We start from the raw sequence: 14570 nt of genomic DNA, 5'->3' as shown, positions 1-14570 counted from the left end.
GCAATGAAGTCCAGGGCAAAATCGGGTTCGGTCAAACAATGGTTGCGGGTGTCTGCCTTGAGCTTTTCGGCGTTGGCGTTGCTGCCATTGAGCGTAGCGCTGGCGGCTGAGGCTGGCACTGCCCAGCAGCGTGCGCAATTCAGCTTTGCGCTGGCCGCCAAACCATTGCCCCAGGCCTTGAGCGATTTCAGCCGGATCACCGGCATCAGCGTGGTCTACACCGATGAGGCGCCCTACGGCATCACTGCCCCGGCCGTCAGCGGGCAGATGAGTGCCGAGCAGGCGCTGCAGCGTTTGCTCAGCGGCTCGGGTTTCACCTTCCGTCGCACCGACGGCCACACCCTGGTCCTGGAGCCGTTGCCCAGCGAAGGCACTTTGAACCTGGGCGCGACCACCATCACCTCGGTGATGGATCAAGCCACGAGCTACCAGCCGCCGCCCACCAGTTCGGTGATGCGCTCCTCGGCCTTGCTCCAGGAAATCCCCCAGACCGTCAACGTGATCCCGGCCCAGGTCATTCGCGATCAGGCACCGCGCAACCTGGACGATGCGCTGGCCAACGTCAGCGGCATCACCCAGGGCAATACCTTGGGCAGCACCCAGGATTCGGTGATGACCCGCGGCTTTGGCGACAACCGCAACGGCTCGATCATGCGCGACGGCATGCCGGTGATACAGGGCCGTGGCCTCAATGCCAGCGTCGACCGCATTGAAGTGCTCAAGGGCCCGGCCTCCTTGCTCTACGGCATCCAGGACCCGGGCGGTGTGGTGAACATGGTCAGCAAGAAGCCCGAGCTTGAGCAATACAACGCAGTGACCGTGCGTGGCTCGACCTATGGTGAGGGCAAAAACGGCAGCGGTGGCGGTCTTGACAGTACCGGTGCCCTGGGCGATTCCGGGCTGGCGTATCGCATGGTCCTGGACCACGAAGACGAAGATTACTGGCGCAATTTCGGCACCCATCGCGAGACCCTGGTGGCGCCGTCCCTGGCCTGGTTCGGTGAAAGCACCACGCTGTTGTTTGCCTATGAACACCGCGAGTTCCTGACCCCCTTCGACCGTGGCACGATCATCGATCCGCGTGACAATCATCCACTGGACATCCCCCGTGATCGTCGCCTGGATGAGCCGTTCAACAACATGGAAGGGCGCTCGGACCTGTATCGCTTCGAGGCCGACCACGCGCTCAACGACGACTGGAACGCGCACTTCGGCTACAGCTGGAACCGCGAAACCTACGATGCCAGCCAGGTGCGCATCACGGCCATCGACACCAACGCAGGCACGCTGACCCGGAGCATGGATGGCACGCAGAACGCCATCAGCACCGACCGCTTCACCACCGCCAGCCTCGAAGGCAAGGTCAATGCCTGGGGCATGCAGCATGACCTGGTGTTCGGTATCGATGACGAGTACCGCAAGATCTACCGCGAAGACCTGATCCGCCAGAAAAGCCTGAGCACCTTCAGTTACACCAACCCGGTTTACGGCCGCGAAGTCGCCGGCACCACCGTCAGCCCGGCCGACAGCGCGCAGACCGATAAACTGCGCAGCGATTCGGTGTTTGTGCAGGACTCGATCCACCTCACCGACCAGTGGATCCTGGTGGCTGGCGCACGCTTCCAGGAGTACGACCAGTACGCCGGCAAAGGCGTGCCGTTCCGGGCCAACACCGACAGCAACGGGCAGAAATGGGTACCGCGCGCCGGCCTGGTCTATCGCTACACCGATGCGTTGTCGTTTTACGGCAGCTACACCGAATCGTTCAAACCCAACTCGACCATCGCCCCGCTGAGTGGCAGCAGTACCGTGCTCGACGGCAGCATCGCCCCGGAAGAGGCCAAGTCCTGGGAAGTGGGGGCCAAGCTCGATATCCCTGGCCGCGTGACCGGTAACGTCGCGCTGTTCGACATCAGGAAGCGCAACGTGCTGGTGGCCAACTCCGAAGGCCCGGTGACGCTCTACAGCGCGGCCGGTGAGGTGCGTTCCCGTGGCCTGGAAGTGGATTTGACCGGCCAGCTGAGCGACCGCTGGAGCATGATCGGCAGCTATGCCTACACCGATGCCGAGGTCACTGAAGACCCGATCTACAAAGGCAAAAAACTGCAGAACGTCGCCAAAAACAGCGGCTCGCTGTCGGCGGTCTACGACTTCGGCACCCTCGTCGGCGGTGACCAGCTGCGGGTGGGCGCGGGTGCGCGGTACGTGGGGGAGCGGGCGGGTAACGCGGTGAACGATTTCGACCTGCCGAGCTACACCGTGGCCGATGCATTCGCCAGCTACGAGACCCGGGTTGAAGGGCAGAAGGTCAAGTTTCAGCTGAATGTGAAGAACCTGTTCGACCGTACTTACTACACCTCGGCGGCGAGCCGGTTTTTTGTGTCGATGGGGGATTCGCGGCAGGTGACGCTGTCCAGCACCTTGGAATTCTGATCCGAGACCGCGTCATCGTTCATCGCGGGCAAGCCCGCTCCCACAGGATTTGGGTCGAGCCTGATTTTCGCGGACGTGCCCCGCACACAGGGATTGGGTTGGGCCCGATTTTGGCGGTCGACACGATTCCTGTGGGAGCGGGCTTGCCCGCGATGGCGGCCTCACAGTCACCGAAGACCTCCCACAGTCGCCCGAGTTGTTTGGAAGAAATGCGACCCACTGTGGGAGCGAGCTTGGTCTGGGCGGCATTCCGACGATGGCGGCCTGACAGGCGCCGAAAATCTCGGGCCTAGCGCAAGAATGCCTGCCGATACTCCCCAGGCGTCCCCCCCAGCGCCTGACGAAACCGGTTGGTAAAGTGACTGGCACTGGCAAACCCGCACGCCAAGGCAATCTCCCCCAACGGCTGCAGCGTCGTGCGCAATAGGTCCCGCGCCCGGCTCAAGCGCCGCGCCAGCACATACTGATGCGGCGGCAAGCCAAAGCTCTCCCGAAACATCCGCGCAAAGTGATACTCCGACAGCGCACACAACCCCGCCAATTGCCCCAGGCTGATGGCTTCGGCCAACTGGCTGTCGACGAACTCGACCAACTGCCGCCGCTGATGCGCCGCCAATCCACCCTTGAGCCGCAAGCCCTCGCGCATTCCGACCTGGCCGAGCAGCACGTGACTGAGCATTTCATGCGCCAGGCTGCTGGTGAGCAGGCGTTCGCCGGGCTCCTGCCAATTGAGCGTGATCAACTGCCGAAAGCGTCGGGCTTGCTGCGGGTCATCGAGGAAGGTGCTTTCACGTAATTGAAGTTCGCGCGGTTCCCGGTCCAGCAGCGTGACGCAGCCGAGGGCAAACTGTTCGGGGCTGAAATAAACATGGGCGAGGCGAATGTCGCCGTTGATCACCCAGGCTGATCGGTGGTCGGCCGGCAGGATGCACAGCTTGTCCGGGCCGCCCTTGGTGCCGGGCCGGTCGCGGCGAAAAGTGCCGGTGCCGCCGGCGATGTAGCAGGACAATGTGTGGTGGCTCGGGGCTTCGTAATCCTGGGCGTCGTGATGGTTGCTCCACAAGGCTGCAGCCATACCGTCACCGAGCTCGGCGCTGTGCTCGAGGCGAGCATTGGGCGAGCGGTTGAGGGCTTGAAACACTTGCAGGCTTTCCAGTGCGGGCATGATCGGTTCTCTCCAACGCCTTGCATCCTACTCCGTAGACGTTGGCCTGCCAGCCCGGCGGCCGACAAAAGCGCAAGTTTATGCAAGTGCGCCAAGGCTTGGAGCGGGACACTGAGCACCTGACCAGACAATGTCCTGTGGCGAGGGAGCTTGCTCCCGCTTGAGTGCGCAGCACTCACAAAACGGTCCGCTGCGCAGCCCAACGTCGGATCGCCGCCCGGAACCAAGCTCGCTCACCACAGAAGCGAACAGCGTTGCCCCATCCCGGAGTCTTTGCCATGAACCTTTCGTTGTACTTGCTGACCGTGCTGATCTGGGGCACCACCTGGATTGCCCTGAAATGGCAACTGGGTGTGGTGGCCATCCCCGTGTCGATTGTCTATCGCTTCGGCCTCGCCGCGCTGATGCTGTTCGTGATGTTGCTGCTCAGCCGCAAGCTGCAAGTGATGAACCGTCGCGGGCATCTGATCTGCGTGGCGCAGGGGCTGTGCCTGTTCTGCATCAATTTCATGTGCTTCCTCACCGCCAGCCAGTGGATCCCCAGCGGCCTGGTGGCGGTGGTGTTTTCCACCGCCACGCTGTGGAACGCCTTCAATGCGCGGGTGTTCTTCGGCCAGAAAATCGCGCGCAATGTGCTGATGGGCGGTGCGCTCGGATTGCTCGGGCTCGGCCTGTTGTTCTGGCCCGAACTCGCCGGTCATACCGCCAGCCCGGAAACCTTGCTCGGGCTGGGGCTGGCCCTGCTCGGCACCCTGTGCTTTTCGGCCGGCAACATGCTGTCGAGCCTGCAGCAGAAGGCCGGCCTCAAGCCACTGACCACCAACGCCTGGGGCATGGCCTATGGTGCGGCGATGCTCGCAGCCTGGTGCCTGGTCAAAGGCATTCCGTTCGACATGGAGTGGAATGCCCGCTACATCGGCTCGTTGATGTATCTGGTGATCCCCGGTTCAGTCATCGGGTTTACTGCCTACCTGACGCTGGTCGGGCGCATGGGGCCGGAGCGGGCCGCCTATTGCACGGTGTTGTTCCCGGTGGTGGCGCTCAACGTGTCGGCCTTTGTCGAGGGTTATCAGTGGACTGCCCCGGCGCTGGCAGGCCTGGTGATGGTCATGCTGGGTAATGTGCTGGTGTTTCGCAAACCCGGCGCCGGGATCAAACCGGTGGCGGGCAAGTTGGCATGAACGGGTTGTTCATTTGTCGTACGCCAGTACCAGGTATATCAGCGCGAAGAACATGTATTCAATATTACTTCGTGCCCAGTAAAAGGCATTGTGCTGAGCGGAATACTCCATGTCGAACCATTCATTCAGTACGACGACGTACAGGACGTAGTAAACAAAAATAGCGGTGGTCAAACCGACTATGGCGAACTTCTTGGCCTCGTGAAAATCGTTGCGTGACTTATTGAGATTGCGAAATAGCTGAAAAGCCCCGTACAGGCAACTGAAGGTGTAGATGATCTCGAGCGTGATGATCGCCCAGTAAAACCGGTGGTGGAACAGGCTCGAGGTGACCGCCCGGTAGCGTCGGGAATCGTTACCTTCGGTATGGCTCATACTGATGATTCGCCCGATATACTCGGTGTATGCCGTGTAATCGGTAAAGTTATTGATCAGGGTGGCTATGCCGAAGAGTGTCGCCATCAAGACAATCACTACTTTGCTCCGCCTGATTGCGCAGACGGTGGTGAGTTGATTCATCTAAGTGTTCTCCAAAATCCGTTTGGTACTGCCTCCAGGTTTTTTGAAGTTTATAACGTTTGTGAATAAGCCCGACGAGCAACTGAGTTGCAAGTTATGTCATTCAGGGTGAATCAGGCTAAGTAGCGCAGTAAAGGATGGGTGTTATCGGTTGCCGACTATCGATGCAGCCGCCAGGGCCACGGCACGTCCACCGGACGTGCCGTGGGTCACTCAGCGCTGCCAGACCTGTGGGTTGACCAGGTCCTGCGGTCGCTCACCCAGCAGGGCGCTGCGCAGATTGCTCAAGGCCCGATTGGCCATCGCTTCGCGGGTTTCATGGGTCGCCGAGCCGACGTGCGGCAATGTGACAGCGTTTTTCAACTGGAACAGCGGCGATTCGGCCAGCGGTTCTTTCTCATAGACATCCAGCCCGGCGCCGCGAATACGGTTGTTCTGCAGAGCTTCGATCAAGGCCGGCTCGTCGACGACCGGACCGCGAGCGATGTTCACCAGAATGGCGCTCGGTTTCATCAGCGCCAGTTCGCGGTGGCTGATCAGGTGTCGGGTCTTTTCGCTGAGCGGCACCACCAGGCAGACGAAGTCGGCTTCGGCCAGCAATTGGTCCAGGCTGCGCAACTGTGCGCCAAGTTCGTGTTCCAGTTCGGTCTTGCGGCTGTTACCGCTGTAGATGATCGGCATGTTGAAGCCCAGGCGCCCGCGACGGGCAATGGCGGCGCCAATGTTGCCCATGCCGACGATGCCCAGGGTCTTGCCGTGTACATCGCAGCCAAACAACGGCGCGCCGACGGTGGCTTGCCATTGGCCAGCCTTGGTCCAGGCGTCCAGTTCCGCAACGCGCCGGGCACTGCTCATGAGCAAGGCGAAGGCCAGGTCGGCGGTGCTTTCGGTGAGGACGTCGGGGGTATTGGTGAGCATGATCCCGCGTTCATTGAAGTAGCCGACGTCGTAGTTGTCGTAGCCGACCGAGACGCTGGACACGACTTCCAGTTTGGCGGCGTTTTCCAGCTGCGCGCGACCGAGTTTGCGACCGACACCGATCAGGCCGTGGGCGTGGGGCAGGGCTTCGTTGAACTGGGCGTTGATGTCGCCGTTTTTCGGATTGGGCACGATGACGTCGAAGTCTTGCTTGAGGCGTTCGATCATCTCGGGGGTGACGCGGCTGAAGGCGAGGACGGTCTTTTTCATGGGAGGAGGGCTCGTCGGGCTTGGGTGAATGCCAAGCACGCTAACATTCTTCCCGGAGGTTGTGCGAGTACCTGAATGCGTCGGATGTACGCAGTCCCCTGTAGGAGCTGGCTTGCCAGCGAAAGCGGTGTGTCAGGTACACCGTGTTGCAGCGATCGCCAGCTAGCCGGCTCCTACAGGGCAGGCGCGGATTTTTAATCCTGCGGATCGACGTTATCCAGAGCCCGATTCACGGCCAGTTCGCCCAGCATGATGACCTGCTGGATGCCCAGCATGGTGTTGCGATGCGGGCCTTCGAGAAATCCGGCGAGGTCACTGGCCATGACACTGGCCGAGGCGAGGGATTCGCTGGCGTGGACGAGCAGGGTTTCGGTTTTGATGTTGGGGGCGACGACGAATAGATGGCTGGGGGTGTGGGGCGGGATGGAGGCTTTGAAGGTGAGTGGTTTTGGTGAGGAAATGCAGTCAGCTTCAGGGGGGTTAGGGGTTGGTTTGAACATGAGGGCGTATCTCTATGGTCTGTATGTCAGGACCGCCACCTTTCGTTTTCCAGACGATAGGGTGGCAGCTGTGCGCGGACTGGAAAAACCGGACCACGGACCAAAGCCGGCAGACCCGAAGGTCTCCCGCGCACAGCCGCCATAACATTGCGAGCATAAAAAAGCGCCGCAGTATGCCATGAGCTGTGGTAGTGGTCAGGTTTTCCAGGCCTGATCGCTGATTCGTCAGCGACCCCCAAAGCCTACCTATTTCGCTTCCCACACGACAACCGACAGAACGTGTGGGAAACATCCTAGGACACCACACCCTTTGTAGGAGCTGGCTTGCCAGCGAAGGCGGTGTGTCATTCAGCTCAAATATTGACTGACACACCGCCTTCGCGAGCAAGCTCGCTCCTACAGTAATCGGTGTCGGCAGGCCAATAGTCGGTGGTCAATTCGCCAACCGAACCCCGCCCAGACTGCCACTCAACTCATACGCCGCCAGTTCCGCCTGATGCGCCGCCAATATCTCCGGCAGCGAACCGCGCAAGTATTCGACCCAGGTCTTGATCTTCGCATCCAGGTACTGTCGCGACGGGTAGATCGCGTACAGGTTCAATTCCTGGGAGCGGTAGTTCGGCATCACCCGCACCAGCGTGCCATTGCGCAGGGCTTCGATGGCCGCATACACCGGCAACACGCCAACCCCCATGCCGCTGATGATCGCGGTGGTCATCGCGTCGGCGGAGTTCACCAGGAACGGTGAGCTGTTGATGGTGACCATTTCCTGGCCATCCGGGCCGTCGAAGGTCCATTTTTCCAGGGGGATCACCGGGCTTACCAGGCGCAGACAGGCGTGATTGAGCAGGTCGCTGGGTTTATGGGCGCAGCCGTTGGCTTTTACATAGGCCGGCGAGGCGCAAACGATGCTGTAGGTGATGCCCAGGCGCTGGGAGACGAAGCCCGAATCCGGCAGTTCGCTGGCAAGGACGATGGACACGTCGTAGCCCTCGTCCAGCAGGTCCGGTACGCGGTTGGCCAAGGTCAGGTCGAAGGTGACGTCGGGGTGGGTCCTGCGGTAGCGGGCGATGGCGTCGATCACGAAGTGCTGACCGATGCCGGTCATGGTGTGCACCTTGAGTTGCCCGGCCGGGCGCGCGTGGGCGTCGCTGGCTTCGGCTTCGGCTTCTTCGACATAGGCCAGGATCTGCTCGCAGCGCAACAGGTAGCGCTTGCCGGCCTCGGTCAGGGCGATGCGGCGGGTGGTGCGGTTGAGCAGGCGGGTTTGCAGGTGGGCTTCCAGGTTGGAGACCGCGCGCGAGACGTTGGCCGTGGTGGTGTCGAGTTGCACGGCGGCGGCGGTGAAGCTGCCGGCCTCGGCCACGTAACTGAAGGCGCGCATGTTTTGCAAGGTGTCCATGGGGTGCTCTCTGGGCGAATGGCAAATTGTGACACGAAGTTGCCGATTTTTTACAGGCGACTAAAGGTGGACCAAGGGATTATCGCGTTAACGGTAACAAAGATTCACAGGAATCCCAGCTTATCGCCCTACCAGCCGCCCCCTAGAATTGCGCCCCTGTAGGAGCCGGCTTGCTGGCGATGGCATCACCGCGGTCTTTCAGATACACCGCGGTGATGCCATCGCCAGCAACCGGCTCCTACAGCCCTACCGGGGACATTTCTCTACCTCAGGAATTTTCAGCAGTGCCGCGTCGCATCAACAGAGCGCTAAAGACGCTCAGTGTTTTGGTTTTAACCCTGGCAATCAACGGCTGCATCGGCACCGCAGGCATTGCCCCACAGGGCAAGGCACTGGAGGCCGATTCACTGGCCACCGACGAAGCCATCCAAAGCGCTGCGCAGGACGCTCACTGGCCCGCCGCGCAATGGTGGCAGGCGTATGGCGACCCGCAACTGAACCGCTGGATCGACCTCGCCGTGCAAGGCAGCCCGAGCATCGCCATGGCTGCCGCCCGGGTGCGTCAGGCCAGATCCATGGCGGGCATCGCGCAATCCGCCGAGTCACTGCAGATCAATGCCGAGTCCACGCTCAAGCGCCACAACTGGCCCACCGATCAGTTTTACGGCCCCGGCGATCTGGCCAACACCACCACCTGGGACAACAATGCGGCGCTGGGCTTCAGCTACGCCCTCGACCTCTGGGGCCGCGAAAGCAACAGCACCGAACGTGCCGTGGACCTGGCCCACATGAGCGCCGTCGAAGCACGCTTGGCCCAGCTCGAATTGCAGAACAACGTGGTGCGCGCCTACATCGAACTCTCGTTGCACTACGCGCAACGGGACATCGTCGCCGCGACCCTGACGCAGCAACAGCAAATCCTCGACCTGGCGCAAAAGCGCCTCGACGGCGGAATCGGCACGCATTTCGAAGTCAGCCAGGCCGAGACGCCCTTGCCCGAAACCCATCGGCAGATCGATGCGCTGGACGAGGAGATCGCGCTGAGTCGCAACCAGCTCGCCGCGCTGGCCGGCAAGGGGCCGGGCGAGGGCGCGCAGCTGCAACGGCCGACGTTGTCGTTGGGCGCGGCGCTGAAATTGCCGTCGTCGCTGCCGGCGCAACTGCTCGGTCAACGCCCGGACGTGGTCGCCAGCCGCTGGCAAGTGGCGGCGCTGGCGCGGGGAATCGATGTCGCCCACGCGGGCTTCTATCCCAACGTCGATCTGGTCGGCAGCCTCGGCTACATGGCCACCGGCGGCGGTGCGCTGGAGTTTTTGACCGGCAAGAAACTCAACTACAACGTCGGCCCGGCGATCTCGTTGCCGATCTTCGACGGCGGTCGCTTGCGTTCGGAGCTGGGCGAGGCCTCGGCCGGTTATGACATGGCCGTGGCCAGGTACAACCAGACGCTGGTCAATGCGCTGAAGAACATCTCCGACCAGTTGATCCGTCGCGAGTCCATGGACAAGCAGCAAGCCTTCGCCGCCGAGTCCGTCGCCACCGCGCAGAAGACCTACGACATCGCGATGATCGCCTACCAGCGCGGGCTCACCGACTACCTCAACGTGCTCAACGCCCAGACCCTGTTGTTCAAGCAGCAGCAAGTGCAGCAACAGGTGCAGGCGGCGCGGCTCAGTGCTCACGCTGAACTGGTGACGGCATTGGGCGGCGGACTGGGTGCGGGCGACGACGTGCCAAAACCCAGCCAGACCGCTGCACCGAAACCCCCGCCTACGTTGACGAGCATCCTGAATTGAACAAGGACCCTGTGGGAGCGGGCTTGCCCGCGAAGGCGGTGTGTCAGTCGTCATTTTATTGCCTGACCCACCGCTATCGCGGGCAACCCCGCTCCCACAGGTCCTGTGTTTTAACTGAATATCATTGAGCAGGAATTCATGACTCCCTTGCCCGCACCTTTGCGCTGGCTGTATTCCCTGGAATGGCGCCGGGGTTTTTTCGACTGGGCACGCAGCGACGGCGTGACCTGGGTCTACATTTTCAAAGTGCTGTTCGCTGCGTTCCTGACCTTGTGGCTGGCGATGCGCCTGGAATTGCCGCAACCGCGCACGGCGATGATCACCGTGTTCATCGTCATGCAGCCGCAAAGCGGCCAGGTGTTCGCCAAGAGTTTCTATCGCTTCCTCGGCACCCTGGCCGGGTCGGCGGTGATGGTTGCGCTGATTGCCTTGTTCGCGCAGAACACCGAACTGTTCCTCGGCTCGCTGGCGATCTGGGTGGGCATTTGCTCGGCCGGCGCGGCGCGTTATCGCAACTTTCGCGCCTATGGTTTTGTGCTCGCCGGGTACACCGCCGCGATGGTCGGCTTGCCTGCACTGGCTCACCCGGACGGCGCATTCATGGCCGCGGTGTGGCGTGTGCTGGAAATCTCTTTGGGGATTCTTTGCGCCACCGTGGTCAGCGCCGCGATCCTGCCGCAAACCGCCAGCGCCGCGATGCGCAACGCCCTGTATCAGCGCTTCGGCGTATTCGCGTTGTTTGTCACCGATGGCTTGCGCGGCCGCAGCAAACGCGATGCGTTCGAAGCGAGCAACGTGCGCTTTATCGCTGAAGCCGTGGGGCTGGAAGGCTTGCGCAGCGTCACGGTGTTCGAAGACCCGCACATGCGCCGGCGCAACGGTCGGCTCAGTCGCTTGAACAGCGAGTTCATGGGCATCACCACGCGGTTCAACGCCTTGCACCAATTGCTCGAACGCTTGCGCAGCCATGGCACTGATCACGTGGTCGCGGCGATCAAGCCGGGCCTGCAGGACCTCGCCGAATTGCTCGACGGTTTCAGCGCTCGCGCCCTGACCAGTCCCGACGCTGCACGGCTGACAGCTGCATTGACGCGTTACAAGGCCAACTTGCCGGCGACAGTCCGCCACCTGCGGGCGACGTTTCAAGCGAGCGATCCGAGCGACGCCGAACAGCTGGATTTCCACACCGCCTACGAATTGCTTTATCGCTTCGTCGACGACTTGCACAGTTATGCACAGACCCATGCCTCCCTGGCCGATCACAGCCACGAGCGGGAACGCTGGGACGAGCCGTTCACCCCGCAAACCAACTGGCTGGCATCAGCCGCCTCGGGAATTCGTGCCGCGTTCATTCTGCTGGCGCTGGGCAGCTATTGGGTCGCCACGGCATGGCCGAGCGGGGCGACCATGACCCTGATTGCCGCTGCCACCGTGGGCCTTTCAGCCGCAACGCCGAACCCCAAACGCATGGCGTTCCAGATGGCCTGCGGCACCCTGCTCGGGGCGTTGATCGGCTTCGTCGAGATGTTTTTCATCTTCCCCTGGATCGATGGTTTTCCATTGCTCTGCGTGATGCTCGCGCCGGTGATCGTGCTCGGCTCGTTCCTCAGCTCACGCCCGCAATACGCCGGCGTCGGCCTCGGCTTGCTGATTTTCTTCAGCACCGGTTCGGTGCCGGACAACCTCACTGTCTACAACCCCTACGCCTTCATCAACGATTACATCGCCATGGTGTTCGGCATGCTGGTGTGCGCGGCGGCCGGGGCGATCATCCTGCCGCCCAACAGCCGCTGGTTATGGCGTCGGCTGGAGCAGGACTTGCGTGGTCAGGTGGTCTACGCCATCAGCGGCAAACTCAAAGGCCTGGCGTCGAGTTTCGAAAGCCGTACCCGGGATTTGCTGCACCAGGCCTACGGCCTCGCCGCGGGCCAGCCGCAGGTGCAGCGGGACCTGCTGCGCTGGATGTTCGTGGTGCTGGAAGTCGGCCACGCGATCATCGAGTTGCGCAAGGAACAGGCGATCCTGCCGGTGCATCCGGCCTACGCCGAATCGCAGCCGTGGCGCCAGGCGATCCGGGTGATGGGCCGCTCGCTGGTGCGGCTGTTCCTGCAGCCGAGCCAGAGCAATCTGCAGCGTGGGTTGATCGCCGTGGATCACGCCATCAGTCGCGTGCAAGCCACCGATGAACCCTTCGCCCCGCACTTCGACACCTCGGCATTGCGCCGGGTGAAGAGCTACCTGCACTTCATCCGCACCTCGTTGCTCGATCCGCAATCACCGCTCGCCGCGTACGTGAACACCCCGCCCCAAGGACTTGAACATGCCTCGTGAAATCGCCTTCCACGGCGTGTACATGCCGACCATGACGCTGATGTTTTTCATCGCCGCGGCGCTGGCCTGGGCACTGGACCGATTTCTGTCCGGGTTCGACCTGTACCGCTTCTTCTGGCACCCGGCATTGCTGCGCCTGAGTCTGTTTACCTGTCTGTTCGGCGCCCTGGCGCTGACTGTCTACCGTTGACTCTGTATCACTGACTCTCTATCTCTGAAGAAGGCCCTGATGAAAAAGCTTTTCAGCCTGCTCGCCACCCTGCTGGTACTGGCCCTCGCGCTATGGATCGGACGGACCCTGTGGGCGCATTACATGGACACGCCGTGGACCCGCGATGGCCGGGTGCGCGCGGATATCATCAACGTCGCTGCCGACGTCACCGGGGAAGTGGTGGACGTGCCGGTGCGCGATAACCAATTGGTGAAAAAGGGTGATCTGCTGATGCGCATCGACCCCGAACACTACCGCATAGCAGTCAAACAGGCGCAGTCCCTGGTCGCCTCGCGCAAGTCGACATGGGAGATGCGCAAGGTCAACGCCCATCGCCGCGCCGACATGGACAACCTGGTGATCTCCAGGGAAAACCGCGACGACGCCAGCAACATCGCCGACTCGGCCCTGGCCGATTACCAGCATGCCCAGGCCCAACTCGAAGCCGCCCAACTGAACCTCAAACGCACCGAAGTGCGGTCAGCGGTGGACGGCTACGTGACCAACCTCAACGTGCATCGCGGCGACTACGCGCGCATCGGCGAAGCGAAAATGGCCGTGGTCGATATGAACTCGTTCTGGGTTTACGGCTTCTTCGAAGAAACCAAACTGCCTCACGTGCGGGTGGGCGATAAGGCCGATATGCAGTTGATGAGCGGTGAAGTGCTCAAGGGGCATGTGGAAAGCATTTCTCGCGGGATCTATGACCGGGATAACCCTGAAAGCCGTGAATTGATCGCGGATGTGAACCCGACCTTCAACTGGGTGCGCCTGGCGCAGCGAGTGCCGGTGCGGATTCACATCGACGAAGTGCCGGAGGGGGTGCTGTTGGCGGCGGGGATTACCTGCACCGTGGTGGTGAAACAAGGTGATGGTGCATAACCGGTAGACCGAGTCGCGCCCATCGCGGGCAAGCCCGCTCCCACAGGGATCTTTGGTGTTAATGCTATCTGTGCCATCCAGCAGACCTTGTGGGAGCGGGCTTGCCCGCGATGGGGTCGACTCGGTCTCAGAGTTGCCCCCTCAACCCGAACCGCTTCATCAACCCCGCCTCCAACAACCCCTTGGGCAACAACCCCGCCAACAACGGCAACGCCCGGCTGCCATTGCCCAGGCGCACCAGCCTTGGCGGTTTGCCCTGTTGTACCGCCTTGAGCAAACCGGCGGCAAATTCAGCGGCCGGGGTCGGGTTGTCCTGGGACGCCTTGGCCCGCGCCCGAATGCCTTCACGCAGTGGCCACCACGGCGATTGTTCGCTGATCAACTGCTCCGCCTCATGCCCGGCATTCCTGGCGAAACTGGAGGCGATAGCCCCCGGCTGCACTTCCATGACGCGAATACCGAAGGGCGCCAGTTCCATGCGTAATGCATCGCTCAAGGCATGCACCGCCGCTTTCGAGGCGCAGTAGGCGCCGGCGAACGGCGTGACCAACACCCCGGACACACTGCCGATGTTCACCACCAGACCCTTGGCCCGGCGCAACGCCGGGAACAGGGCCCGGGTCACGCCAACGATGGCGAACACATTGGTTTCGAACTGGCGCTGCATGGCTGGCACACCCCCATCGAGCAGCGGGCCCATCGCGCCATAACCGGCGTTGTTGATCAGCACGTCGAGACCGCCCTGTTGCTGGTCGATTCGCTTGCTCAACTGCTCGAGTGCCACGCCATCGTTGACGTCCAGTTGTACGGCGGTGAACCCGGCAGCCGCCAGCGTCGCTACGTCTTCGGTCCTGCGGGCGCTGGCCCAGACGTCGTAACCGGCATTTTTAAAGGTGTCGGCCAGGGCGCGGCCAATGCCGCTGGAACAACCGGTAATCAACGCAACGGGCATGGCGCGGTCC

At 61.9% G+C, this 14570-nt stretch carries 12 protein-coding genes; 6 read left to right on the top strand and 6 right to left on the bottom strand.

Annotated elements, in window-relative coordinates:
* Positions 1-3 precede the first annotated feature (3 nt).
* Positions 4-2433 carry a TonB-dependent siderophore receptor gene (locus ACA062_RS27960; protein WP_497453927.1) on the top strand — a complete coding sequence of 810 codons (2430 nt, stop codon included), beginning with the start codon at positions 4-6 and terminating at the stop codon, positions 2431-2433.
* A gap of 289 nt (positions 2434-2722) precedes the next feature.
* Here ACA062_RS27960 and ACA062_RS27955 read toward each other — a convergent pair whose 3' ends face one another.
* Positions 2723-3598 (bottom strand): helix-turn-helix domain-containing protein, encoded by an 876-nt coding sequence (locus ACA062_RS27955; protein ID WP_497453926.1) that lies wholly within the window; start codon positions 3596-3598, stop codon positions 2723-2725.
* Between the two features lie 278 nt (positions 3599-3876).
* Here ACA062_RS27955 and ACA062_RS27950 point away from each other — a divergent pair, with 278 nt between their 5' ends.
* On the top strand, positions 3877-4779 hold the full coding sequence (locus tag ACA062_RS27950; protein WP_497453925.1) for a DMT family transporter: 903 nt from the start codon (positions 3877-3879) through the stop codon (positions 4777-4779).
* Between the two features lie 9 nt (positions 4780-4788).
* Here ACA062_RS27950 and ACA062_RS27945 read toward each other — a convergent pair whose 3' ends face one another.
* The 4 genes from ACA062_RS27945 to ACA062_RS27930 all read right to left on the bottom strand — a co-directional run bounded on the left by ACA062_RS27945 (position 4789) and on the right by ACA062_RS27930 (position 8388).
* Positions 4789-5298 (bottom strand): DUF2165 family protein, encoded by a 510-nt coding sequence (locus tag ACA062_RS27945; protein ID WP_497453924.1) that lies wholly within the window; start codon positions 5296-5298, stop codon positions 4789-4791.
* Positions 5299-5511: 213 nt separating this feature from the next.
* Positions 5512-6486 (bottom strand): 2-hydroxyacid dehydrogenase, encoded by a 975-nt coding sequence (locus tag ACA062_RS27940; RefSeq protein WP_497453923.1) that lies wholly within the window; start codon positions 6484-6486, stop codon positions 5512-5514.
* Between the two features lie 194 nt (positions 6487-6680).
* Positions 6681-6986, bottom strand: coding sequence for a DUF6124 family protein (locus ACA062_RS27935; protein WP_497453922.1), 306 nt, complete (start codon positions 6984-6986; stop codon positions 6681-6683).
* A gap of 433 nt (positions 6987-7419) precedes the next feature.
* Positions 7420-8388 (bottom strand): LysR family transcriptional regulator, encoded by a 969-nt coding sequence (locus tag ACA062_RS27930; protein ID WP_497453921.1) that lies wholly within the window; start codon positions 8386-8388, stop codon positions 7420-7422.
* Positions 8389-8672: 284 nt separating this feature from the next.
* On the opposite strand from ACA062_RS27930, the gene ACA062_RS27925 reads away from it, so the two are divergent.
* The 4 genes from ACA062_RS27925 (at position 8673) to ACA062_RS27910 (ending at position 13608) form a co-directional block, all read left to right on the top strand.
* Positions 8673-10184 carry an efflux transporter outer membrane subunit gene (locus ACA062_RS27925; protein WP_497453920.1) on the top strand — a complete coding sequence of 504 codons (1512 nt, stop codon included), beginning with the start codon at positions 8673-8675 and terminating at the stop codon, positions 10182-10184.
* A 138-nt stretch (positions 10185-10322) separates the two neighbouring features.
* Positions 10323-12515: an FUSC family protein gene (locus ACA062_RS27920; protein ID WP_497453919.1), complete on the top strand. Its 2193-nt coding sequence runs from the start codon at positions 10323-10325 to the stop codon at positions 12513-12515.
* Positions 12505-12705, top strand: coding sequence for a DUF1656 domain-containing protein (locus ACA062_RS27915; RefSeq protein WP_007896379.1), 201 nt, complete (start codon positions 12505-12507; stop codon positions 12703-12705). Before ACA062_RS27920 ends, ACA062_RS27915 begins: the two co-directional genes overlap by 11 nt.
* A 39-nt stretch (positions 12706-12744) precedes the next feature.
* Positions 12745-13608 (top strand): efflux RND transporter periplasmic adaptor subunit, encoded by an 864-nt coding sequence (locus ACA062_RS27910; RefSeq protein ID WP_497453918.1) that lies wholly within the window; start codon positions 12745-12747, stop codon positions 13606-13608.
* Between the two features lie 127 nt (positions 13609-13735).
* Here ACA062_RS27910 and ACA062_RS27905 read toward each other — a convergent pair whose 3' ends face one another.
* Positions 13736-14560: an SDR family oxidoreductase gene (locus ACA062_RS27905; RefSeq protein ID WP_497453917.1), complete on the bottom strand. Its 825-nt coding sequence runs from the start codon at positions 14558-14560 to the stop codon at positions 13736-13738.
* Positions 14561-14570: the final 10 nt, after the last annotated feature.

The organism is Pseudomonas sp. LBUM1679 (assembly GCF_059695565.1).
Note: the sequence above shows the minus strand (reverse complement) of the source record. Positions and strands in the feature narration are given on the sequence as shown.

Coding starts and splice junctions, on each gene's coding strand:
- ACA062_RS27940 (WP_497453923.1), bottom strand. CDS start 6,486: ATGAAAAAGACCGTCCTCGCCTTCAGCCGCGTCACCCCCGAGATGATC.
- ACA062_RS27935 (WP_497453922.1), bottom strand. CDS start 6,986: ATGTTCAAACCAACCCCTAACCCCCCTGAAGCTGACTGCATTTCCTCA.
- ACA062_RS27960 (WP_497453927.1), top strand. CDS start 4: ATGAAGTCCAGGGCAAAATCGGGTTCGGTCAAACAATGGTTGCGGGTG.
- ACA062_RS27915 (WP_007896379.1), top strand. CDS start 12,505: ATGCCTCGTGAAATCGCCTTCCACGGCGTGTACATGCCGACCATGACG.
- ACA062_RS27905 (WP_497453917.1), bottom strand. CDS start 14,560: ATGCCCGTTGCGTTGATTACCGGTTGTTCCAGCGGCATTGGCCGCGCC.
- ACA062_RS27955 (WP_497453926.1), bottom strand. CDS start 3,598: ATGCCCGCACTGGAAAGCCTGCAAGTGTTTCAAGCCCTCAACCGCTCG.
- ACA062_RS27945 (WP_497453924.1), bottom strand. CDS start 5,298: ATGAATCAACTCACCACCGTCTGCGCAATCAGGCGGAGCAAAGTAGTG.
- ACA062_RS27930 (WP_497453921.1), bottom strand. CDS start 8,388: ATGGACACCTTGCAAAACATGCGCGCCTTCAGTTACGTGGCCGAGGCC.
- ACA062_RS27910 (WP_497453918.1), top strand. CDS start 12,745: ATGAAAAAGCTTTTCAGCCTGCTCGCCACCCTGCTGGTACTGGCCCTC.
- ACA062_RS27950 (WP_497453925.1), top strand. CDS start 3,877: ATGAACCTTTCGTTGTACTTGCTGACCGTGCTGATCTGGGGCACCACC.
- ACA062_RS27920 (WP_497453919.1), top strand. CDS start 10,323: ATGACTCCCTTGCCCGCACCTTTGCGCTGGCTGTATTCCCTGGAATGG.